The 21,307-nt window shown below is 69.8% G+C and carries 20 protein-coding genes; 15 read left to right on the forward strand and 5 right to left on the reverse strand.

The genetic code is table 11. From position 1 onward, the window contains the following. Nucleotides 1-9: 9 nt before the first annotated feature. From flgG to COC42_RS13840, 8 genes are all read left to right on the forward strand, one after another. Nucleotides 10-798 (forward strand): flagellar basal-body rod protein FlgG, encoded by a 789-nt coding sequence (gene flgG, locus COC42_RS13805; protein ID WP_096343867.1) that lies wholly within the window; start codon nucleotides 10-12, stop codon nucleotides 796-798. A 94-nt stretch (nucleotides 799-892) separates the two neighbouring features. After that, the gene (locus tag COC42_RS13810; RefSeq protein WP_096344211.1) at nucleotides 893-1,534 is read left to right on the forward strand and encodes a flagellar basal body L-ring protein FlgH; all 642 of its coding nucleotides are present in this window, start codon (nucleotides 893-895) and stop codon (nucleotides 1,532-1,534) included. A 17-nt stretch (nucleotides 1,535-1,551) separates the two neighbouring features. After that, complete coding sequence (locus COC42_RS13815) at nucleotides 1,552-2,679, forward strand: flagellar basal body P-ring protein FlgI (protein ID WP_245844140.1); 1,128 nt, start codon at nucleotides 1,552-1,554, stop codon at nucleotides 2,677-2,679. Further along, entirely contained in the window at nucleotides 2,676-2,984 is a 309-nt protein-coding gene (locus COC42_RS13820; protein ID WP_096343869.1) for a rod-binding protein, read from the forward strand. Before COC42_RS13815 ends, COC42_RS13820 begins: the two co-directional genes overlap by 4 nt. After that, nucleotides 2,981-4,306, forward strand: coding sequence for a flagellar hook-associated protein FlgK (flgK, locus tag COC42_RS13825; protein ID WP_096343870.1), 1,326 nt, complete (start codon nucleotides 2,981-2,983; stop codon nucleotides 4,304-4,306). Before COC42_RS13820 ends, flgK begins: the two co-directional genes overlap by 4 nt. A gap of 5 nt (nucleotides 4,307-4,311) precedes the next feature. Next, a complete protein-coding gene (locus COC42_RS13830; protein ID WP_096343871.1) occupies nucleotides 4,312-5,181 on the forward strand; it encodes a flagellin N-terminal helical domain-containing protein in 870 nt (289 codons plus the stop codon). Between the two features lie 218 nt (nucleotides 5,182-5,399). Next, entirely contained in the window at nucleotides 5,400-6,263 is an 864-nt protein-coding gene (gene motA, locus COC42_RS13835) for a flagellar motor stator protein MotA (RefSeq protein ID WP_096343872.1), read from the forward strand. Nucleotide 6,264: 1 nt separating this feature from the next. Continuing rightward, nucleotides 6,265-7,263: a flagellar motor protein MotB gene (locus tag COC42_RS13840; protein ID WP_096343873.1), complete on the forward strand. Its 999-nt coding sequence runs from the start codon at nucleotides 6,265-6,267 to the stop codon at nucleotides 7,261-7,263. On the opposite strand, the gene COC42_RS13845 is transcribed toward COC42_RS13840, so the two are convergent. Further along, complete coding sequence (locus tag COC42_RS13845; RefSeq protein WP_245844143.1) at nucleotides 7,200-9,896, reverse strand: TonB-dependent receptor; 2,697 nt, start codon at nucleotides 9,894-9,896, stop codon at nucleotides 7,200-7,202. The two genes, COC42_RS13840 and COC42_RS13845, sit on opposite strands and share 64 nt — an antisense overlap. An 85-nt stretch (nucleotides 9,897-9,981) precedes the next feature. Continuing rightward, the gene (locus COC42_RS13850) at nucleotides 9,982-10,545 is read right to left on the reverse strand and encodes a helix-turn-helix domain-containing protein (RefSeq protein ID WP_096343875.1); all 564 of its coding nucleotides are present in this window, start codon (nucleotides 10,543-10,545) and stop codon (nucleotides 9,982-9,984) included. Between the two features lie 86 nt (nucleotides 10,546-10,631). On the opposite strand from COC42_RS13850, the gene COC42_RS13855 reads away from it, so the two are divergent. Continuing rightward, a complete protein-coding gene (locus COC42_RS13855; protein ID WP_096344212.1) occupies nucleotides 10,632-11,102 on the forward strand; it encodes a DUF6456 domain-containing protein in 471 nt (156 codons plus the stop codon). Here COC42_RS13855 and COC42_RS13860 read toward each other — a convergent pair. Then, on the reverse strand, nucleotides 11,087-13,567 hold the full coding sequence (locus COC42_RS13860; protein WP_176484690.1) for a DUF2339 domain-containing protein: 2,481 nt from the start codon (nucleotides 13,565-13,567) through the stop codon (nucleotides 11,087-11,089). The genes COC42_RS13855 and COC42_RS13860 overlap by 16 nt on opposite strands. A gap of 117 nt (nucleotides 13,568-13,684) precedes the next feature. On the opposite strand from COC42_RS13860, the gene dapF reads away from it, so the two are divergent. Together dapF and COC42_RS13870 are read left to right on the forward strand one after the other, a co-directional pair. Continuing rightward, nucleotides 13,685-14,656 carry a diaminopimelate epimerase gene (gene dapF, locus COC42_RS13865; protein WP_342747315.1) on the forward strand — a complete coding sequence of 324 codons (972 nt, stop codon included), beginning with the start codon at nucleotides 13,685-13,687 and terminating at the stop codon, nucleotides 14,654-14,656. 37 nt (nucleotides 14,657-14,693) lie between these two features. Further along, nucleotides 14,694-16,487, forward strand: coding sequence for a sensor domain-containing diguanylate cyclase (locus tag COC42_RS13870; protein ID WP_096343877.1), 1,794 nt, complete (start codon nucleotides 14,694-14,696; stop codon nucleotides 16,485-16,487). A gap of 91 nt (nucleotides 16,488-16,578) precedes the next feature. Here COC42_RS13870 and COC42_RS13875 read toward each other — a convergent pair whose 3' ends face one another. Beyond that, on the reverse strand, nucleotides 16,579-16,869 hold the full coding sequence (locus COC42_RS13875) for an SEL1-like repeat protein (RefSeq protein ID WP_096343878.1): 291 nt from the start codon (nucleotides 16,867-16,869) through the stop codon (nucleotides 16,579-16,581). A gap of 77 nt (nucleotides 16,870-16,946) precedes the next feature. Beyond that, entirely contained in the window at nucleotides 16,947-17,795 is an 849-nt protein-coding gene (gene panC, locus COC42_RS13880) for a pantoate--beta-alanine ligase (RefSeq protein ID WP_096343879.1), read from the reverse strand. A gap of 82 nt (nucleotides 17,796-17,877) precedes the next feature. Between panC and COC42_RS13885 the strand changes: the two genes are divergently transcribed. The 4 genes from COC42_RS13885 (at nucleotide 17,878) to COC42_RS13900 (ending at nucleotide 21,298) form a co-directional block, all read left to right on the forward strand. Next, nucleotides 17,878-18,675, forward strand: a complete 798-nt coding sequence (locus COC42_RS13885; RefSeq protein WP_096343880.1) for a division plane positioning ATPase MipZ — start codon at nucleotides 17,878-17,880, stop codon at nucleotides 18,673-18,675. Then, entirely contained in the window at nucleotides 18,675-18,929 is a 255-nt protein-coding gene (locus COC42_RS13890) for a J domain-containing protein (RefSeq protein ID WP_096343881.1), read from the forward strand. Before COC42_RS13885 ends, COC42_RS13890 begins: the two co-directional genes overlap by 1 nt. A gap of 85 nt (nucleotides 18,930-19,014) precedes the next feature. Then, nucleotides 19,015-20,397, forward strand: a complete 1,383-nt coding sequence (gene pgmG, locus COC42_RS13895) for a phosphoglucomutase/phosphomannomutase PgmG (protein WP_096343882.1) — start codon at nucleotides 19,015-19,017, stop codon at nucleotides 20,395-20,397. Nucleotides 20,398-20,533: 136 nt separating this feature from the next. Then, nucleotides 20,534-21,298 carry an exonuclease domain-containing protein gene (locus tag COC42_RS13900; protein WP_096343883.1) on the forward strand — a complete coding sequence of 255 codons (765 nt, stop codon included), beginning with the start codon at nucleotides 20,534-20,536 and terminating at the stop codon, nucleotides 21,296-21,298. The last annotated feature ends 9 nt before the right edge of the window (nucleotides 21,299-21,307 follow it).

The following is a 21,307-nucleotide window of genomic DNA, read 5'->3' on the forward strand; positions in this document are numbered from 1 at the left end:
GACGCCCCCATGGGTAACGCCGCCATGCACATCGCACGCACCGGGCTCGACGCCCAGGACATGCGGATGCGCGTCATCTCGAACAACCTCGCCAACGTGAACACCACGGGCTTCAAGCGCGACCGTGCGAGCTTCGAGACGCTGGCCTATCAGGTCGTCACCGCCGCCGGCTCCGCGAGCACGTCGGAGACGCGCTATGCCACCGGGCTCAACCTCGGCACCGGCGTGCGCGTGCAGGGGACGGCGCGGATGAACACGCAGGGCTCGCTCCAGACGACGGGTAACAGCCTCGACCTCGCGCTCGACGGCGACGGGTTCTTCCAGGTCCAGATGCCCGGTGGCCAGCTGGGCTATACGCGCGCCGGCAATTTCGCCCGCTCGCCCGAGGGTCTGCTGGTGACGTCGGAAGGGTATCAGGTCATGCCCGGCATCACGATTCCCGAGGGCGCGACCTCGATCACGATTGGCGGCGACGGCACCGTGTCGGCGACGATCCCCAACCAGACCGATGCCGCACAGATCGGCCAGATCCAGATCGCCAGCTTCCCCAACGCCGCCGGGCTCCAGGCCGCGGGCGACAATTACCTGACGGAAAATGCCGCGAGCGGCCCGGTCAATCTCGGCATCGCCGGGCAGGACGGTCGCGGCCAGATCCGCCAGGGGATGCTCGAAGGATCGAACGTCAACGTCGTCGAGGAACTCGTCGACATGATCGAGACGCAGCGCGCCTATGAGGTCAATTCGAAGATGATCTCGGCCACCGACGAGATGCTGAAATATGTCAACCAGAACCTCTGAGGCGCGCACCGTGATCGTTCGCCGCGGCGTCCCCTCGCGCTCGGGCTGGATCGAGTTCGTCGCCGGGCTGGCGCTCGGCACCGCCGCGCTCTCGATGATCGGCCTCGGCGCCGCGCCGGCGCACGCGCAGCTTTTCGGCAAGAAGCAGCCCAAGGAAGACTATTCGGCGACACTGCCCGCCGCTCAGCCCGTGCGGCCGGCCAATGGCGCGATCTTCCAGGCGAGCGATGGATATGCCGCGCTCTACGAAGGGCAGCGCGCGCGCCGAATCGGCGATCTGCTGACGATCGTACTGGTCGAGCGGACCGCGGCGTCGAAGTCGGCGACCTCGAACCTCGACAGCAAGGGTGGCTTCGGCCTCACCCCGCCGACGACAGGTGCGCTCAACCTCTTTAACCAGAGCGACGCCAGCATCAGCGGCAATCGCGGCTTTCAGGGCCAGGGCAGCACCGATCAGGCGAACGCGCTGTCGGGAGAGGTCAGCGTGACCGTCGCGCAGGTGTTCCCGAACGGCACGATGCTGGTGCAGGGACAGAAGCGCGTGACGCTCAATCGCGGCGACGAGTTCGTCCAGATCAAGGGCATCGTTCGCACAATCGACGTCGATGCGAACAACCGCGTCGCCTCGACCCGGGTCGCCGATGCCAAGATCAGCTATACCGGCAAGGGCGACGTCGCCCGCGCCAGCCGCCAGGGCTGGCTCAGCCGCTTCTTCCAGGTCGTGAGCCCGTTCTGATGAGGGACCTGTCCGCCATGCTGCGCCGTCTCTTTCCCGCCCGTCCGGTGCCGATCTGGACGCTGATCGCCCTCGCGCTCGTATCGGCGTTCGCCGCGCCTGCCCATGCCGAGCGGATCAAGGACCTCGGCGCCTTTCAGGGCATCCGTGCGAACCAGCTGACGGGCTATGGCATCGTCGTCGGCCTGCCGGGCACGGGCGACGACAATCTCGAATATACCGTCCAGTCGATGAAGGGCGTCACCGCGCGCTTCGGCTTTCAGCTGCCCCCCGGGATCAACCCGGCACTCAAGAACGCCGCGGTCGTGATGATCACCGCCGAGCTTCCCGCCTTTTCCAAGCCAGGCCAGCGGATCGACATCACCGTTGCCTCGATGGGCAAGGCCAAGTCGCTGCGCGGCGGCGCGCTGATCCTGACCCCGCTCTACGGCGCCGATGGTCAGATCTATGCGATGGCGCAGGGCAACCTCGCCGTTAGCGGGCTGGGTGCCGAGGGCGCCGACGGGTCGCGGATCGTCGTCAACATCCCCTCCTCGGGCCGCATCCCCGACGGTGCCACCGTGGAGCGTGCGGTCGATACCGGCTTCGACACCGCGCCGACCCTCACCTTCAACCTCGCCCGCGCCGACTTCACTACGGCGCAGCGCGTTGCCGCCGCGATCAACGGCCGTTTCGGCATGATGACCGCGCGCGCGACCGATGCCGTCTCGGTCAGTGTCGCCGCCCCGCCGGGCGCCGACCTCCGCACGCAGATGATGAGCCAGATCGAGAACCTGCCCGTCGAGGCGGCGGAGGCAGCGGCGCGCGTCATCGTCAACGCCCGTACCGGCACCGTCGTCATCAACTCCGCCGTGCGCGTCGCGCCCGCCGCGGTAACGCACGGTAAACTTACTGTGCGTATCGACGAGGCGCAGCAGGTGGTTCAGCCCGCGCCGTTCAGCCAGGGCCAGACCGCGGTCGAGCAGCGCAGCAATGTGGGGGTCGAGGAAGAAGTGAAGCCGATGTTCCTCCTCGAACCCGGCCCCAAGCTGGCCGATGTGGTCAAGGCGGTGAACGCGATCGGCGCGTCGCCCGCGGACCTCGTCGCCATCCTCGAAGCGCTCAAGGAAGCTGGCGCGCTCAAGGCCGAGCTGGTGGTGCTGTGACCGATCTGCCGAACCTTCCGGGCGTCAACCTCGCCACCGTGTCGACCGACACGGGGCGGCTGGGCACGCGTGCCAATCTGGAGGCGGCGGGCAAGAAGTTCGAGGCGATCTTCACCGGCATGATGCTGGGATCGATGCGCAAGGCGAAGCTCGCCGACGGGCTGTTCGAATCGAACGCGCTGACGCAGTTTCGCGACATGCAGGACCAGCAGCTCGCCAAGTCGATGGCCGAGCATGCGCCGATCGGCATCGGCAAGGCGATGACCGAGTTCCTGGCGAAGAACGCCGGAAAGACCCTCGAATGAGCGACCTGCTCGCCATCGGTGCGAGCGGCGTGCGTGCCTATCAGGGCGCGCTCGCGACGACGTCGGACAACATCGCCAATGCGGGCACCGCGGGCTATGTCCGGCGGACGCCGACGCTGCGCGAGGTGGCGGCGACGGGCAGCACCGGCGGCACGGTCCAGGCGGGCGTCGCGCTCGGGCTGGTCGATCGCGCCGCCGACGCTTTTCGCTCGAGCGCGGTGCGATCGAGCGGCAGCGAGCTGGCGCGCAGCGAGACGGGCATGGTCTGGCTCGACCGGATCGAGCAGACGCTGGACGGCAGCCAGTTGTCGGCGCGACTCGGCGACTTCTTCAACGCGGGCCAGGCGCTTGCCGCCAACCCCGCGGCGGGCGCGCCGCGCGCGGTGATGCTGGAGCAGGCGGGCGCGGTCGCGGCGGCGTTTCGCGCGACCGGTGCCTCGCTCGACGAGGCGCAGGCCGATATCGCTACCGCGGCTCAAGGTGCAGCGGGTGAGCTGACCGCGCAGGCTGCGGCGCTGGCCAAGGTCAACTCGGCGATCGGCCGCTCGACCGGCGCCGCGCCCCCGGCGCTGCTCGACGAGCGCGACCGTATCCTCGAATCGATGTCGGCGCTGGTCGACGTGTCGGTCAGCTTCGATGCGGCGGGCCGCGCCACGGTGAAGGCCGGCGCGGCGGGCGGCCCGACGCTGGTCGCGGGCGACCGGGCGGCCGATGTCGGCGTGTCGCTCAACGGGCAGGGGGCGCTCCAATTCCATCTGCGGCTCGATGGCGAGGTCGCGGTGATTCCGGCACAGGGCGGGACGCTTGCGGGCATCGTCGACGGCGCGCAGCGGGTTGCCGATGCCAAGGCCTCGCTCGACGAGCTTGCCACCGATTTCATCGACGCCGTCAACGCCGTCCAAGCGGGCGGCGAGGATCTGAACGGCGCGGCCGGCGGGCCGATGTTCGCCGGCACCGACGCCGCGTCGATGACCGTCGCGCTCACCGACGGCGCCCAGATCGCCGCGGCGACGCCGGGCGCCGGCAAGCAGGGCAACGGCAATCTTCAGGTGCTGGCGGGCGTGCGCAAGTCGGGCGGGTTCGAGGACCGGCTGACGACATTGCAAAGCGCGACCGGCGCGGCGATCGCGGCCCGGCGCAACGTCATCGACGCGCAATCGGCGATCCACGACAACGCCGTCGCCGCACGCGACGCGGTGAGCGGCGTCAATCTGGACGAGGAGGCGGTCAACCTCCTCAAGTTTCAGCAGGCCTATCAAGCCTCGGCGCGGGTTATCCAGGTCGCGCGCGAAACCCTCGATTCGATCTTCGCGATCCGGTGAGCGCCATGAACCGCATTTCGACCAGCCAGTTCTACTCGCGCAGCCTGACGCAGATGACGGGCCTGAACGTCCAGGCCGACAAGCTCCAGACGCAGATCTCGACGACGAAGAAGCTGGCGGTCGCGTCGGACGATGCCGCCGGGTTCACGCGGCTCGCGTCGCTCAAGCGCGGCGCCTCGAACGACAAGGCCGCGGGTGCCAATATCGACCTGGCGCAGGGTATTCTGGCCCAGTCCGAGGCCGCTCTGGGCTCGATCACCGACCAGTTGCAGCGCGCCAAGGAGCTGGGCGTACAGGCGAATGGCGGCACGCTCAGCGCCGACCAGCGCGCGATCATCGCCAGCCAGATCGACGGCATCATCCAGGATGTGACCGCGCTCGCCAACCAGAAGGACATTCGCGGGATCGCGATGTTCGGCGGTGGCGGCGATGCGGCGTTCGCCGTGGGCGCGGGCGGTGCAATCAGCTATGTCGGCGGCACCCGGACGGGCTCGATCCCGACGGGCAACGACACCGACGTCCAGGTGACCGAGGACGGCACGCCGATGCAGGCGGTGTTCGACACGCTCGCGGCGCTGTCCGCGGCGGTGAAGAGCGGCGACGGCATCGGTGCCGCCAACGACCAGGTCACCGGCGCGCTCGATACGGTGTCGGCCATGCGCAGCAGCGTCGGTGCCCGCGCGATGCGCCTCGACATCGAGATGGAGCGGCTCGACGAGGTCGCGCTGGGGCGCGAGGAAGCGCGATCGGCGATCGAGGATACCGACGTCACCGCCGCGATCACCGAGCTGCAAAAAACGCTGACCATCCTGTCGGCCACGCAGGCGAGCTTTACCAAGCTCACCTCGCTCAGCCTGTTCGACCAGCTGCGCTAAAGCATCGTCATCCCGGACTTGATCCGGGGTCCCGCTTCCTTTCGCCGCCAGAAGAACAAGCGGGACCCGGATCAAGTCTGGGGCGGCGAAGATGGATTTAGGCTGGACCAGCGCGATCAAAACCAGCGCTCGGTAACCATTTCTCGACGCTTCGGCGTCACAACATGGGACAGGGCCGCGTGTGTGCGGTCAGGTGTGAATCCGGGGGCTCCCAGTTCATGTTTCCTGCAATCGGTTTTGTCGTCCTCATCGCGATGGTGTTCGGCGGCTTCGCCATCACCGGCGGTGCGCTCGGCCCCGTCATGCATGCGCTCCCGCACGAGATGCTCATCATCGGCGGCGCGGCATTGGGCGCGCTCATCATCGGCAATTCGGGCCGCGAATTGAAGGCGATGGGCGGCGGGGTGATGAAGGTCATCAAGGGGCCGAAATACAAGAAGCAGGACTATCTCGACGTCATCTTCCTCGTTTCCAAGCTGATGAAGATGCTGCGCGTCGAGGGGCCGATCGCGCTCGAACCGCATGTCGAGGAGCCCAAATCCTCCGCGCTGTTCGCCGAATATCCGCGTATCCTCGCCGACCACGCGCTGACCGCATTGATCGCCGACACGCTTCGCCTCGTCGTCGTTTCGTCGGGCACGCTCGACGTGCACGCGGTCGAGGAGGTGATGGACAACACGATCAAGACCCATCATCACGAGGTGCAGGGGCCGCAGACGACGCTGCAGGGGCTGGCCGATGCGCTGCCCGCGCTCGGCATCGTCGCCGCGGTGCTGGGCGTCGTGAAGACGATGGGCTCGATCGACAAGCCACCCTCGATCCTGGGCGGGATGATCGGGTCGGCGCTGGTCGGCACGTTTCTGGGTGTGCTGCTCGCCTACGGCATCGTCGGGCCGCTGGCGACGCGGCTCCAGCAGGTGATCGATGCCGATGCGGCGATCTATCACACCGTCAAGCAGATCATCATCGCCTCGCTCCACGGTCATCCGCAGCCGCTGGTGATCGAGGCGGCCCGGTCGGGGATCGCGCACCACAACCAGCCCGGCTTCGCCGAGGTATTCGACGGCCTGAGGGGCCGGTAAGATGGCCGCCGCACGGGCGCCGCACGGCAACAACCAGCCGCCCAAGATCATCGTCAAGAAGGTCTATGTCGAGGGACATGGCGGCCATCACGGCGGCGCGTGGAAGGTCGCCTATGCCGATTTCGTGACGGCGATGATGGCGTTCTTTCTACTCATGTGGCTCCTGGGTGCGACCAACGAGAAGCAGCGCAAGGCGCTGGCCGATTATTTCGCGCCGACGCTGATCGAGCTGAAGCAGAAGTCGGCGGGTGCCTACGGGCCGTTCGGCGGTGCGTCGTTGACCGATGTCGACAGCTATCCGAACCGTTCGGGCCAGACGGGCACGCGCGCGCTGACCGTGCCCGCCGGCGCCGAGGGCGGCACCGACGTTGGCACCGGCGAAAAGGGCTCGCTCAAGGAAACGGCGAGCATGATGCAGGACCGCAAGAACTTCGCGCGGCTGCGCGCGACGCTGCAGGCCAAGATGAAGCAGGACGGCAAGATGGCGAAGCTCGCCCGCCATGTCCGCTTCGTCCAGACGCGCGACGGGATGCGCATCGACCTGATGGACGACGCGAACTATTCGATGTTCGACCTCGGCACGACGGTGCTGGTGCCCGAGGCCGACCAGCTCGTCGGCATGATCGCGACGAGCATCGGCGGCATGGAAAACCCGATCATGATCCGCGGCCACACCGACGCGCTCGGCTATGGCAATCCCTTGCAGATGAACAACTGGATGCTGTCGAGCGGCCGCGCCGAGGCGACGCGCCGCCGACTGGCGCGCGGCGGCGTTCCCGAATCGCACTTCGAGCGGATCGAGGGCGTGGCCGATCGCCAGCCGATGATCGCCGATAATCCGGGCGACCCGCGCAACCGGCGCGTCGCCATCACGCTGCTCTATCGCCGCGACGGCTTCGGCGGCGATGCGCCAACGGGGCCGGTCAAGGCGCTCGATCAGAACAGCTTGCGCAGTTCGAGCCGCACCGACCGGCCGATCGGATCGAGCAAGGCGGGCTGAAGCCCCGGCGGCGTCGCCCCCGTCGCATCGGTCACGCGGATGCGCTGGTCGAGGAGATTGTCGAGGCGGAGCGACACGCGCGCGCCGCGCAGCCAAGCCGTCCGCCGCGCCACCTGACCCAGATCCGCGAAGGTGCGCAGGTTGAGCGTGAACAGGCTGCCGAAGCGCAGGTCCTCCGCGGCGGTGGCGCCGGTGACGCGCGTCGGCGACTGCCAATCGGCATTGACGCGCAGGCCCAGGCCGTCGCGCGTGAAGCCGCTGCGCAGTTCGACCTGATGCCGCGGCTGACCACCGCGCCCGCCGATCGCGTCGCCGCCGAGCAGGTCGAGCTCGGGCAGGCCGTCGCGGATCAGGACCCGATCCTCGAGCCTGAGCGTGTGGAACAGCGCGAATTGGAAGCGGCCGCCGCCGCCGAAACCGCCGCCGCCACGACCGCCGCCGCCGAAGCCCCGGCGCCCGCCCTGGCCGCGCGGCGGTCCATCCCCCGCCGGTCGCGGTCGGCGCTGCCCCGCACGGTCACCGAACGCCTCACGAAGGATCGCGCGCGGATCTCCGCCCGCCTCGCGCGCGGCGCGGATGCGGCGCTGGAGCGTGCCGGTGACGGGCAGCGACAGGTTGAAGCCCCAGCGGAACTGCGACCGCTCGGTTCGCGCGAAGTTGATCGGGCGGGTGTCGATCTGGACCAGCCGCCCGCCCTCGCCGCGGACGAAGCGGTCGGGAAAAGCGGCCTGGATCGCGGCCGTCGCGGCGGGGAAGCTGGCGATCGCGTCATCGATCGTGTTGGCGGTATAGTCGGCGCGCAGGTTGAGATCGAGGTCGGCGACCGGCCGCCAGTTCGCCCCGAGCTTCAGCGCATCGCGCCGATCGGCACGCAGCCCCGGATTGCCGCCCTCGATCGCGATCACGTCGACCGTAGTACCCAGCACATAGTCGAAGGTGCGCACATTGGGCGTCAGCAGGAACGGCGCGCCGAGCTGCTGCGGGGTCGGTGCGCCCCGCTCATGCGTGCGCGAGGCGATCAGGCGCAGGCGCGGCGCGGGCGACCAGTTCGCGCCGTATCCCACGGTCGTCAGCGTGCCAAAGTCCGAGAGCTCCTCGACCGCGCCATTGAGGTTGACGGTCAGGTCGCCAAGCGGCGCCAGCACGCCGCGCCGGCGGCTGGCGATCGGCAGGTCGAGGTTGAGCTGCGCACCCGCGTTGCGACGGGTGACGTCGCTCGCCTGCGCGACGCCCGCCCGCAGCGAGCGGCTGTCGAGGTCGCGGCTGCCCAGCCCCAGACGCAGCGTGGTCCCCGCGTCGCCTGCGGGCAGCTTGAAGAGGTCGCCGCTGACCACGCCGTCGAGTGTCGCCGTGTTGGCGACCGATCGCGCCGTGTCGGGCGCATCGAGCGCGAGCACGGGCAGCTCGGCGAAGGGATTGACGGTACCGGCGGTGACGCCCGCGCGATAGTCGCCGAGCGACAGGCGTCGCTCGGTCTCGGTATCGGTCGCGGTGTAGTTGTAGCTGCCGGTCAGCGTCCAGCGCCACTCACCTGACTCGCCATTGGCGCTGAACCCGGCATCGCCGCTTCGCGTCCGCGTCTCGCGGGTCAGTGCGCCAAGCGCACCGGCATAGCGCAGCACGCGCACATCGGTGTCGAAGGGCGAGAAGGGGCTGGCGCCGGGCAGCGTGACATCGACCACCGGCAGTCCGACCAGCGCCTGGCTGTCGTTGAGGGTGAAGCCGAGGTTGGCGGTCGCGGCGACGTCGCCCAGGATGTTGCGCGAGTAGACGGCGTTCCCCTCGACCCCGCGCGTGCGCGGACGAAGCGTGCGGAAGGGCGACAGATCGGTGACGCCGGGCAGGTTGGCACCGGCGGCGAAGTCGGCGAGCGTCGGAATGGCTGACGGGACGGGCGCGGCGGTGACGACCTGTCCCGCCAGCGCCGACAGCGCAGGATCGATCTCACCTGCGCCGCTTGCGGCCAGCACATTGCCCGCAAGCGAGGTCGGCAGGCCCGACGGATTGGGGGCGAGGTCGCGCTCGCGCTCGGTCAGCGCGCTTTCGCCCGAGACCTCCAGGTCGATGTTGAGCCGGCCGTCACGGCGAATGCGCAGATAATTGAGGTCGACCTCGCCGTTCGCGCTGCCGCCCGCGGTCGGGCCGCCGCCCTCGACCTCGACCGTGATCGCGCGGAAGCGGCGGCGAAGGACGATGTTCACCACGCGGCTATCGGCGGCGTAGCCATATTTGAGCGCGACTTCCTCGGGCAGGATCTCGACGCGGGCGATTGCCTCGGTCGGGATGTCGCGGATTTCGCGCAGGCTCGAGATGCGCCGCCCCTCGAGCAGCACGACGGGCGCCTCGCCGCCGCGCCCGCGCCCGCTGCCCGTCTGGGGGGCGAGTTCCGCGAGCAGTTCGGCGATGGTGCTGACGCCGAAGGCGCGCACGTCGGCGGGCGTCAGCGTCTGTTCGGGCGGTATGTCGCCCTGCACCGATCCGCGCGGACGCTGGCCGGTGACGACAATCTCGCCGGAATCGGCCGCCTCGGCCTCGGCCTCGTCCGTGGCCGCATCGGCAAGTGCGCCGGGCGCCGGCTCCTGTGCGAGGGCAGGCGCGGCAACGGCGACTAGGGGAAGGACAAGGATACGCATCATGACTCCGGCGGCAAACGCTTCACCGGCGACTAGGCCCCGCTTGTCGCAGAACTTTGTCAGCGTCGGTCGGGCGTTGCGAAGTCTAGAGCGCGCGGACGAGGCGGATGGCGAGGCCGAGCCAGGGCGGGTCGGCGACGACGATCTGACGCGCGCCATGTCCCGCGGGCAGCAGCTGGAGCTTGCCCGCATCGCGATCGATCAGCCGGCCGAACGCAAAGCGGCCGGCCGGACGCGGCACCAGCACGTCCCGGTTGAGCGCGCGGCCGAACCGGTCGGGCGGCAGCCGCTCGCACCAGAGCTCGTCGCCCGTCCGATAGTCGCCGATCGCCCCTACCACGCGCACCGCGATCAGACCGGGAGCGAGCGCGGGGGGCACGACATGCTCGGGCCGCTGCGGCGCGCGTGCGCCCTCGCTGCCGAGCAGCGCGGCGACGGGCAGGTCGGGGCGTTCGGGCAGGCGGACGAGGTCGGCGGCCTCCACTCCCAGCGCCGCGGCGATGCGGTTGAGCCATGCGACCGAGACGGTGCGCGTGCCCGTTTCGAGCCGGCCGATCGTCTGGGCGGTGGTCGGCGGCACACAGGCGCGCGCGACGTCGTCCAGCGTCATGCCGCGCGCGCGGCGCACCTCTCTGATGGCGGTGATCATCGGCGGCCTCCTAACCGGAACGGTTTCTTCCATGTCCTACAATCGCGCCGCTGTGGCAAGCGACCGTTGCGATGACAGGAGGCATGATGCGCGATTTGGTGGAACGGGGGTTCGAGGACGGGCGACTGACGGGCAGGGCGCCGGCGCGCGGGCGGCGGGCGGTGACCGTGAACCTCGCCGAATCACCGCTCGGCTGGCTCGCCTCGCGCGGGCTGCTGAATGCCCGGCAGGTCGAGGCGGGCGAGCACCTCCGCGCCGATTACGAGCGCGCGCAGATGGCGCCGTCGCTGACGATGCGCTGGGATGCGGCGCCGACGGGTCGCCACGCGCGTGCCGAGGCGCTCGACCCGACGAGCGCGCAAATCGCCGCCAAGCAGCGCTTTGATGCCGCGATCGGGGCGGTGGGTCCGGGGCTGTCCGACATGCTCTGGCGCGTCGTCTGTGCGTGCGAGGGGGTGCCCGCCGCCGAGCGCGCGATGGGCTGGCCGGCGCGGGCGGGGCGCGTGGTGCTGGGCCTCGCGCTCGACCGGCTGGCGGATCATTACGGGCTTGGCTGAGCGGGCCCTTTCAGGAACCGCGTATAGGCCCAGCTGATCGCAATCAGCGTGACGCCGATGCCGAGGAAGGAGACCACCCGCAGGATCCCTTCCAACGCGATGTCGACGGTGAAAACCTTGAACGCGACGACCATGACGAGGCCAAGCCCCGCGAAGCGCAGGTCACGTGCCCCGCCGACCAGCCCGCTCCACAGCCAGACGAGCGCGAGCGCCAGCATCGCCGCCGAATATCCCCAGTTCTCGCCGGTGCCGACCGGACCGGTGAGCAGGCTGCCATGCGCTGCCTGCCTCACTGCCGCGAGCGCGGCGACGAGCATCAGCGCGAGCGCGGGAACGCGCCAGCGCCGCTCGCCCCATGTCCAGAGGATCGCAGCGGCCATGCCGGGCAGAAGGACCGCGGCGTTGAGGAGCGGGATCGACCCGACCGCCTGCGCTGCGAAGAGCGGCGACAGCAGCAGCAGGTCGAACCAGGCGATGCGCGCGATTGCCAGCGTCGCCAGTGTCCGCGCCGCCACCGGCGCACGCGTCGCCAGCGCGCGGGCGGCGGCGAGCGCGGCGAGCGTGATCGCTGCGCGCTCGTAGAAGCCGAGGCGCAGGAACGCGTCGGCATCGGCGATCGCCAGCGGCTGCTTCATCAGCGCATAGGCGGTGGCGGCGGCGAGCACGCCCGCAACGATCGCGGCCGGGCGGCGGGCCGCGCCATAGCCGTCCTTGTGGCGCAGCGGCAGCAGGGCCGCGACGGCAAGCGGCAGGAGGCGGAGGAGCACACCGCCGGCTGGCGGCAGCGCGGGGTAGATCAGCTCCTCGCCGGGCAGCGATCGCGCCAGCGCCTCGACCAGCGCGCCGATCTCGCGGTGCGCGGCGAGCAGGCCGAGCGCGAGCGGTATCGCGGCGCTTCCCGAGAGGGCGCGGGCGCCGAGCCGGCGGGCCACCTCGGCGATCGCGATCAGCGCGGCGGCCAGGGCGACACCTGCCGCATCCTCGCCGAACAGCGCCGCCGCGGCGAGTACGCCTGCACCCGCAGCCGCAAGCGTGCCGCCGATCAGGCCGGTATCGGTTCCCTCGATCCGATCGCGGTGCCGCCAGGCGAGCCAAGCGGCGGCCGCCAGCACGACGAGGTCGAATGGCGTCCAGGCAGCGCGCGGCAGCAGCTGCGGCGTGCCGAGCTGCAACACCGCGAGCGGTCCGAGCAGGCCGATAACCGCCATCAGCGCCCAGTCGCGGTGCGCGCGCGAGCGGGTGAGGCCGGGCGCGCCGAAGATCAGCGTCGCGGCGATGGCGGCCACGCCCGTCGTCCCTGTCGTCGGCGCGGCGGCAAGGAGGACGAGCAGTAGCGCCGCGGCCATCAGCGGCGCGGGCGACAGCACCGGCTCGCGCCAGGCGAGCGCGACCGCGGCAGCGGCGAGAACGAGGTAGAAGGCCCAGCCAAGCGGCGAGAAATCGAGCGTCGGCGCGAGGACGAACAGCTGCGCGAGGCCTACGCCAAGCGGAGCGAGGCGCAGCCAGCGCGACCGCGCGCCGCTGGCGGGAAGCGCGAGCGCGGCGCCGATCGACAGCAGGACGACGAAGCCGCCGACGATCGGTCGCGCCTCGGCCCCCAGCATCAGCGCGAGGAAGCCGGTCCAGCCAAACCCCGCCGCGGCACTCGCGACCGCCAGCCAGCCCCAGCCGCGGCGCACCGACAGCACGAACAATGCCGCGAGCAGCAGCGCGAGATAGACGAGCAGCGGCGCGGTGCCCGCCGCGTCGTAGCCGGCGACCAGCGGCGCGAGGAACCCGCCCGCCAGCGCCATGATCGCGGTCGGCGGCCCCTGCCGGAGCGACAGCGCAAGGCCCGCGCCGGTGATCAGGAGCAGCAGCACGAAGGCGGGCAGCGGCGCGACCAGGTGATAGAGCGCGGCGGCGAGATAGAGCGTCGCATAGAGGCTCGCCACGCCCGCGCCCGCCAGCGCCTGGCCGATGCGCGGATCGTCGCGCGTGGCGGGCAGGCGACGCGCGGCCTCGCTCGCGGCGATGAGGACAAAGGCGAGCAGACAGGCGAGCAGCGTCCGCGCGCCCGGCCCGAACCAGCCGCTGTCGATCGCCGCGCGGACGAGGAAGAAGCCCGCGAGCACCAGCGCCGCGCCGCCGATCCAGACGGGCAGCCGCCCGCCGATCAGGCTCTCGAGATCGAAGCCCGCCTTCGCTTGTCCGACACCGGGTGCTTCCGCGGCGGCTCCGGCGGATGCCACGGGTTCGGACGCCGGCGCCGAAAGCGCGGGTTTAGGCCGTGTTGCAGCGTGAGGCGCGGGACGCGGCGCGAAGGGCGGCGGCGCCCGGCGGACGACGACCTCGAACTCCCTTGGCTCGGGTGCGGCCGCGTCGGCGAGGTCCTGCAGTCGCGCCTCGGCGCGGGCGAGGCGGCGGCGCGTGTCGGCGAGGACGATCCCCAGCGCGATGACGGCGGCCAGCAGCAACGGCTCCAACGATACGCTCCGTCCATCGCGCCCCGCGGCGCCCGGATGGCAGCCATAGCGGGGGTACGGCGAAAGTCGAACCTTTCGGACGGTGCGTGCGCACATCGCCCGCTGGCGCCGCGACCCATGATCCCCTACCTCCGCGGCATGCAATTCGACTTCATCCATTGCCACGGTTCGGGCAACGACTTCCCGCTGATCGATGCGCGCGCGCTGATGCTGACCGATGGCGAGTGGGCGACGGTGGCGCGCCTGCTCGCCGATCGCGGCGGGCCGGTCGGCGGCGATGGCCTGCTCCTCCTCGTCCCCGGTCGCGGCGAGACGGCGTTCGGGCAGCGCATGTTCAACCCGGACGGGAGCGAGGCCGAGACCTGCCTCAACGGCCTGCGCTGCGTCGCGCGGGCGGGGTTCGAAGCGACGGGCCTCGACCGCGCCCGTGTCGGCCTGCCCAAGAGCGATGCGCTCGCCGCGCGCGTGGCCGATATCGCGCCGGGCGTCGTCAGCATCGAGACGCGCATCACCTCGATCGACGATACGCCCACCGGCGTCGGCCTGACGGTCGGCGACGCGCCCTTCGTCGAGGCGACGATCCCCGGCTTGCCCAGCAACCGCCGCTTCACCGCGCTCGCCATGCCGAACCCGCACCTCGTCACCTTCGTCGACGCGATTGACGAGCGCGAGCTGATCGAGCTTGGCGACTGGTGCGAGGCAGCGCCGCCGCTGATTCCCGGCCGCGCCAATGTCAGCTTCGTGACCGCCGGTCCCGCCGGCTTGTTCGTGCGCACTTATGAACGCGGCGTCGGGCTCACCGACAGCTGCGGCAGTGCGATGGCCGCCTCGACCGTGGCGGCGGCGCGGACGGGGCGGATCGGCTGGGGCGAGGCGGTCGTCGTGCGCAATCGCGGCGGCATGGTGCGCGCCCGCACCGAACGCGCGGCGGACGGGTACGATGCGGTGGCGATCGCGGGCAACGCGACCTTTACAGCAGGCGGCGTCGCCGAGATCGACCTGGCCGCCGGGCGGCTGATTTCCGCGCGGATCACCGCGACACGGGATGCCGAGATCGCCGCGTGGGACGCGCTGATCGCCGGGTTGTAAAAAGGTCCGTTAACCTCGCCCTGCTACGCCCCCCTGCATGGCGCGTAGCGATGTTCGTTCACTGACGGGTTCCAAGGCTCTGCTGGTCTTCGGCGCGGTCTATGCTGCCGCCATCGGCTTTTCGCTGCTGACGCGATTCGGCGGCGGCGTGGCATGCATGTGGCTGGCGACGGGCGTGCTCGCGCCACTGCTTGCCAAGTTGCCGCCGCGTCTTTGGTGGCGGGTGGGCGTCGCGGCGATGAGCGTCAGCGGGATCCTGACCGCGACCGCCGGCCTCGGTCCCATCGCGGCGCTGCCGCTCGCGCCGCTCAATTTCGCCGAGGCGGCGATCGTCGCGCTCGCGCTGCGCCGCTTCGCGCCGGTCAACGATGGCGCGTTGCGCAGCATCGGACAGGTTGCGGTGGTGATCGGCGGTGGCGTCCTGGCGGCGGGCGTCAGCGGCCTTCCCGCCGCATTCGTCGCCGCACAGGTCACGCCCACCGACGTCTGGTCCAACTGGTTCAACTGGACGACGGGTCACTCGCTTGGCACGATCGCCCTGGCGCCGATCGGCCTTTTGCTGCTGAGCGGCGACCTGGGCCGCTGGTGGGCGGAGGCGGCGGCGAAGGAGCGTCTCGAGGCCGCGATCCTTGCGGCCGTCGTCACCTTGGTGGCAATGGTCACCTTTACCCAGTCGTCGCGGCCATTGCTGTTCCTGCCGCTGCTGCCGGTGGTGCTGACAACCTTTCGGCTCGGCCGGGTGGGGGCAGCGGTATCGACGCTGATCCTGTCGGCGATCGCGATCCTGTTTACGCTTCGCGGAGCCGGTCCGATCGCGCTGATGCCGCCGGATCCGGCGATGCGGGTGCATTTCGTTCAGTTCTATCTCGCCACCGTCGTCCTGACGGTGCTCCCTGCCGCCGCCGACCTTCGCCGGCGCAAGGACGTGCTTCGCCGGCTTGAGGCAAGCGAGGCGCGCTATCGCCTCGTCACCGAGAATGCGTCGGACGTGGTGCTGACGCTCGATCCGGACGGCCTGATCCGTTTCGTGTCGCCCTCGATCGAGGGGCTGGGCGACTATCGCGTGGCCGCGCTGGTCGGCACGCCGGCGGTGCATCTGCTGGCTCCCGAATATCGCGCCGCCGCCGCGCGTGCGCATCTCGATGCGCTGCGCCATCCCGGCACGTCGCAGGTGGTCGAGGTCGAGACACGTCCCGATGCCGAGGGAGTGCAGCGCTGGATCGAGATGCGCATGCGCGCGATCGAGAGCGGCGCGGCGCACGATCCGCTCGAGCTGGTCTGCGCCATCCGCGACGTCTCGAAGCGCAAGTCGGTCGAGGCCGAGCTGCAGCGCGCCGCGCGCACCGATCCGCTGACGGGGCTCGCCAACCGGCGCCTGTTCAACGACGCGCTCGACCTCGTGCTCGACCGGGTGCGGCGCGACAATCAGGCGATGGCGTGCATCGCCATCTTCGACATCGATCACTTCAAGCGCGTCAACGATGCCTTTGGCCACGATGCGGGCGACCGCGTCCTTGCCCGCTTTGCCGAGGTGGCCGCGCGGGTCACGCGCGCCAAGGACCTGGTGGCGCGGCTGGGCGGTGAGGAGTTCGGGCTGGTGCTGCCCGGCGCCGGCCGCGAGGAGGCACATGCGATCTGCGACCGGCTGCGGACCGAATTTGCGGGCGCGGCGATGGTGCTCGACGACGGCAGCTATGTCTGGTCGACGGTCAGCGCGGGCATCGCTGCACTGGGTCCCGACGATACGCGCGCTGACGCGATGCGCGTCGCCGATGCCGCGCTCTATGCTGCCAAGCGGGCGGGGCGCGACCGGCTGGTTCTGGCGGCTTGACCGCGCGCGGCAAGCGCCGAACGACGAGAAGCGGCGCGCCTGTAGGCGCGCCGCTGCAATCCGGTCGATGCCGGGATACGTGTCGAAACGGTTAGTTGGCGCGGCCGGTCTGGAGCCAGGCGCGCGCGGCCTTCTGCGCGGCGGCGATTTCGGCCGCGCTCATGTCCTCGGCCACTTCGGCGCGGCACGCCTGGGCAGCGCTGCTGCCCGACATGGCGGCAAGGTTGAACCATTTGTGCGCCTCGATCAGATCGACGACGGTGCCCTGTGCGCCGCTCGCATAGACCATGCCGAGATCGTAGAGCGCGTCGGCATCGCCGCACGCGGCTTCGCGCAGCCTGCTCTCGATCAGGAACTGCGCGCTCTTGAGACTGTTGCCCATGTCGCATTCACCCCTTTTGCCCCCTTTTCGGGCGGCTTGAGGATGGATGGTGAATCGCCAATAAATGGTTAACGCGGTTAACCTTGGCGGACCTGAACCTCGACATTGTCGATCAGGCGGGTGGCACCCAGCCTAGCGGCTGCGAGCAGACGCATCGGGCGGCCTGTCTCGACGGCCTCGGACAGCGTTTCGGCATCAACCAGCGCGACGTAGTCGACCGCGAAACCCGCGGCCGACAGCGCCTCGCGCGTTTGGGCAACCGCCGCTACCGGATCGCCGCCCCGCTCGATGACCTGGGCCGCGACGCCGAGCGCCCGCGGCAGCGCCGTCGCCGCGGCGCGCTCCTCGGGGGCAAGATAAAGGTTGCGCGAGGAGAGGGCGAGCCCGTCATCGTCGCGCTGCGTCGGCACCCCGACGATCTCGATGGCCATATCGAGGTCGGCGGCCATTCGGCGGATGACCGCGAGCTGCTGGAAATCCTTTTCGCCGAACAGCGCGATGTCGGCGCGAAGTTGGTTGAAGAGCTTTGCGACGACGGTGGCGACGCCGTCGAAATGCCCCGGTCGCGCCGCACCGTCGAGGCCGTCGCTGACTCCCGTCACCGATACCGTGGTCGCAAAGCCCGCCGGATACATCGCCTCAACGGGCGGCAACCACAGGAGATCGACCCCCGCCTCGGCCAGCATGCGCGCATCGGCCTGTTCGCGTCGCGGATAGCGGTCAAGGTCCTCGCCCACCCCGAACTGCATCGGATTGACGAAGATCGACACTGCGACTCGGGCGGCGCGGCGGCGCGCCTCGGTCACCAGCGCCATGTGGCCGGCGTGCAATGCGCCCATCGTGGGAACGAGCGCGATCCGATCGCCCGCCGCTTTCCACGAGTCGATAATCGCGGTGAGCGCCGCCTTGTCACGAATGGTTTTCACGGTCGGCCCCTTGCGATAATGACCCTTGGGGCGCGCGTTCTATGAGGGGGGGCGTGGCCGATCAACAAAGGAAGTTTGCGTCTTGGCCAGCCACGCCGACGGTTTGCACGTCATTGTCTTTGCGAACGAAAAGGGCGGCACGGGCAAGTCGACCACCGCCGTTCACGTCGCCATCGCGCTCGCGGCCAAGGGCGCGCGGGTGGCCGCGCTGGACCTCGACCATCGCCAGCGGACCCTCGGGCGCTATCTCGACAACCGGGCCGCGACGATCAAGCGCACCGGCCGCGACCTGCCGATTCCGCGCCACGCGACGCATGACGGCGAGAGCCACGACCGCTTCAACGAACTGCTCGGCGAGCTGAGCATCGGCGCCGACTTCCTCGTCATCGACACGCCCGGCCGCGATGATCCCTTTGCCCGCATCGCCGTCACCAACGCCGACACGCTCGTCACCCCCATGAACGACAGTTTCGTCGATTTCGACCTGATCGGGCAGGTCGATCCCGACGATTTCAAGGTGACGCGGCCGAGCTTCTATTCGGAGCTCATCTGGGAATCGCGCAAGAAGCGCGCGCGCGCGGACGGTGCGACAATCGACTGGGTGGTGCTTCGCAACCGCCTCCAGCATATCGAGGCGCGCAACATGCGCCGCGTGTCCGACGCGATCCAGCAGCTGTCGCGCCGCGTGGGCTTCCGCGTCGTGCCCGGGCTGTCCGAGCGCGTCATCTATCGCGAGCTGTTCCCGCAGGGCCTGACGATGCTCGATTCGCGCGAGTTCGGCGAGATGGCGTTGAGCCACGTCGCCGCGCGGCAGGAACTGCGCGAGATGATGGCGGGGCTGGCGCTGCCCGACGCGGCGGCGCTGCCGATCCCCGCCTGATGGGCAAGGTCCTTTTCGCGCTCGCGCTGATGGCGGCGATCTGGTGGTTGCTCAATCGCGCCAAGCGGCCGCGCATCAGCCTGTCCGAGGACGAGGCGCGCGCGGTGCTGGGCGTCGATGCCCGCGCCGATGCGGAGGCGATCCGCGCCGCGCACCGCCGGTTGGTGAGCGCGGTCCATCCCGACAAGGGCGGCTCGGCCGATCTCACACGGCGGATCAATGCCGCGCGCGACGTGCTGCTGCGTGCACGCTGAACGATTGTTGTTGCAGGTGCGAAAGAATGCAACTTTCGCATCGTAGGGGAATTATCGGCGCTACGCCTGAATCCTTGGGGGAACCATGACGCACGCTTTCGATCCGACTTCGCTACGTGAATATGACATCCGCGGGATCGTCGGAAAGACCCTGCACCCTGCCGACGCCGAGGCGATCGGCCGCGGCTTCGCCACGCGCGTGCGCCGTGCGGGCGGCACCCGCGTGGTGGTCGGGCGCGACGGGCGGATGAGCTCGGTCGAGATGGAGGCGGCGCTGGTGAAGGGGCTTACGGCCTCCGGCGTCGATGTGGTGCGCATCGGCCTGGGGCCGACGCCGATGCTCTATTATGCCGAGGCAACGCTAGAGGTGGATGGCGGCATCCAGATAACCGGCAGCCACAATCCCGCCGATTACAACGGCTTCAAGATGGTGCTTCAGCACAAGCCCTTTTTCGGCGCCGACATTCAGGACATCGGCAATCTGGCGGCGACAGGCGACTGGGAGGAAGGCGAGGGCACGGCCAGCGATCACGACATCGTCGAGGATTATGTCGGCCGGCTGATGGCCGGCTATTCGGGCGGGACCTATCGCGTCGGCTGGGACGCAGGGAACGGCGCGGCCGGCCCGATCATCGAGAAGCTGGTGAAGCTGATTCCGGGTGAGCATCATACGCTCTACACCGATGTGGACGGCAATTTTCCCAACCATCATCCCGATCCCACCGAGGAGAAGAACCTCGTCGATCTGAAGCGCCTCGTCGCGGAGAAGCAGCTCGATTTCGGACTGGCCTTCGACGGCGACGGCGACCGGATCGGCGCGATCGACGGCCAGGGCCGCGTGATCTGGGGCGATCAGCTTCTGTCCATTCTGGCCGAGCCTGTGCTGCGCGAGGTACCGGGCGCCACGATCATCGCCGATGTGAAGGCCAGCCAGGCGCTGTACGACCGCATTGCCGAGCTGGGCGGTCATCCGCTGATGTGGAAGACCGGCCACAGCCTCATCAAGACCAAGATGAAGGAAACCGGCTCGCCGCTCGCGGGCGAAATGTCGGGGCACATCTTCTTCGCGCACAACTATTACGGGTTTGACGACGCGCTCTATGCCGCGATCCAGCTGATCCGTTCGGCGCACGTCATCGGCAAGTCGATCACCGACCTGCGCAGCGAAATGCCGGCGATGGTCAACACGCCGGAGATGCGCTTCCAGGTGGACGAGAGCCGCAAGTTCGCGGTCATCACCGAGGTGCTCGAGCGGCTGAAGGCCGAGGGGGCCGAGGTCAACGACACCGACGGTGCCCGCGTCAACACCCCCGACGGCTGGTGGCTGCTGCGTGCGTCGAACACGCAGGACGTGCTGGTCGCCCGCGCCGAGGCGAAGGACGAGGCGGGTCTCGACCGGCTGATGGGCATGATCGACGCGCAGCTGGCGGCGAGCGGGCTGGAGCGCGGGCCGCAGGCGGGCCACTGACGATCTCGTGCTCCCGCGCAGGCGGGCGCCCCGGGCCGCAAGCGCTTCGTTCGTGGCTCTGGGCTTTCGCTTTCGCGGGAGCAGGTTTCAGCTATCATCCTCGCAATTCGCGGCTGAAATCGCCACATAGGCGATCATGCCTCCCAAGCCGCAGCCCAGCATCGTTCGCGTCATCGACCTCGAAACCACCGGCAACGCCCCGCCCGCCCATGCGGTGGTCGAGATCGGCTGGCAGGACGTGGCGCTTGGCGAGGACGGGCGCTGGGAGCTGATGGGCGAGGGCGGCGCCCGCTTTGTCAATCCCGGTCGCCCGATCCCTCCGATCACCCAGGCGGTCCACCACATCCTCGAAGAGCAGGTGGCGGACGCCCCCTGGTTCCACGACGTCGCCCGCCCAATCCTCGACCCCTGGCCGCGCCGCGTGGCGCTGGCCGCGCACCGGGCAAGCTTCGAGCAGCAATTCTGCACCTCCGCACTGACGCGCGGTGCCGACTGGATCTGCACGTGGAAATGCGCGCTCAGGCTCTGGCCCGACTCGCCGAGCTTCTCGAACCAGTCGCTGCGTTACTGGCGCAAGCCCCATGGCCTGATCCACGAACGCGGCCTGCCCGCCCATCGCGCCTTCCCCGACAGCTATGTCACCGCGCATCACCTGCGCGACATGCTCAACGAGGCGAGTGTTGCGCAGCTCGTCCAGTGGTCGAACGAGCCGGGCCTCTTGCCGCGCGTCCGCTACGGCCCCGATCGCGGCAAGGAATGGCGCGAGATCGACAATGAATCGCTGGCGAAGTTCCTGACTGACCGCGACGAGGATGTGCGGTTCACTGCCCAGACCGAGCTTGCCCGGCGGCGGGGCGGCGGCGCCGTGGGGCGCGACGCGGCGGACTGGCTGTTGCTCTGACCCGATGAT

This window comes from Sphingomonas spermidinifaciens (genome assembly GCF_002351485.1).
Classification (GTDB): Bacteria; Pseudomonadota; Alphaproteobacteria; order Sphingomonadales; family Sphingomonadaceae; genus Sphingomonas; species Sphingomonas spermidinifaciens.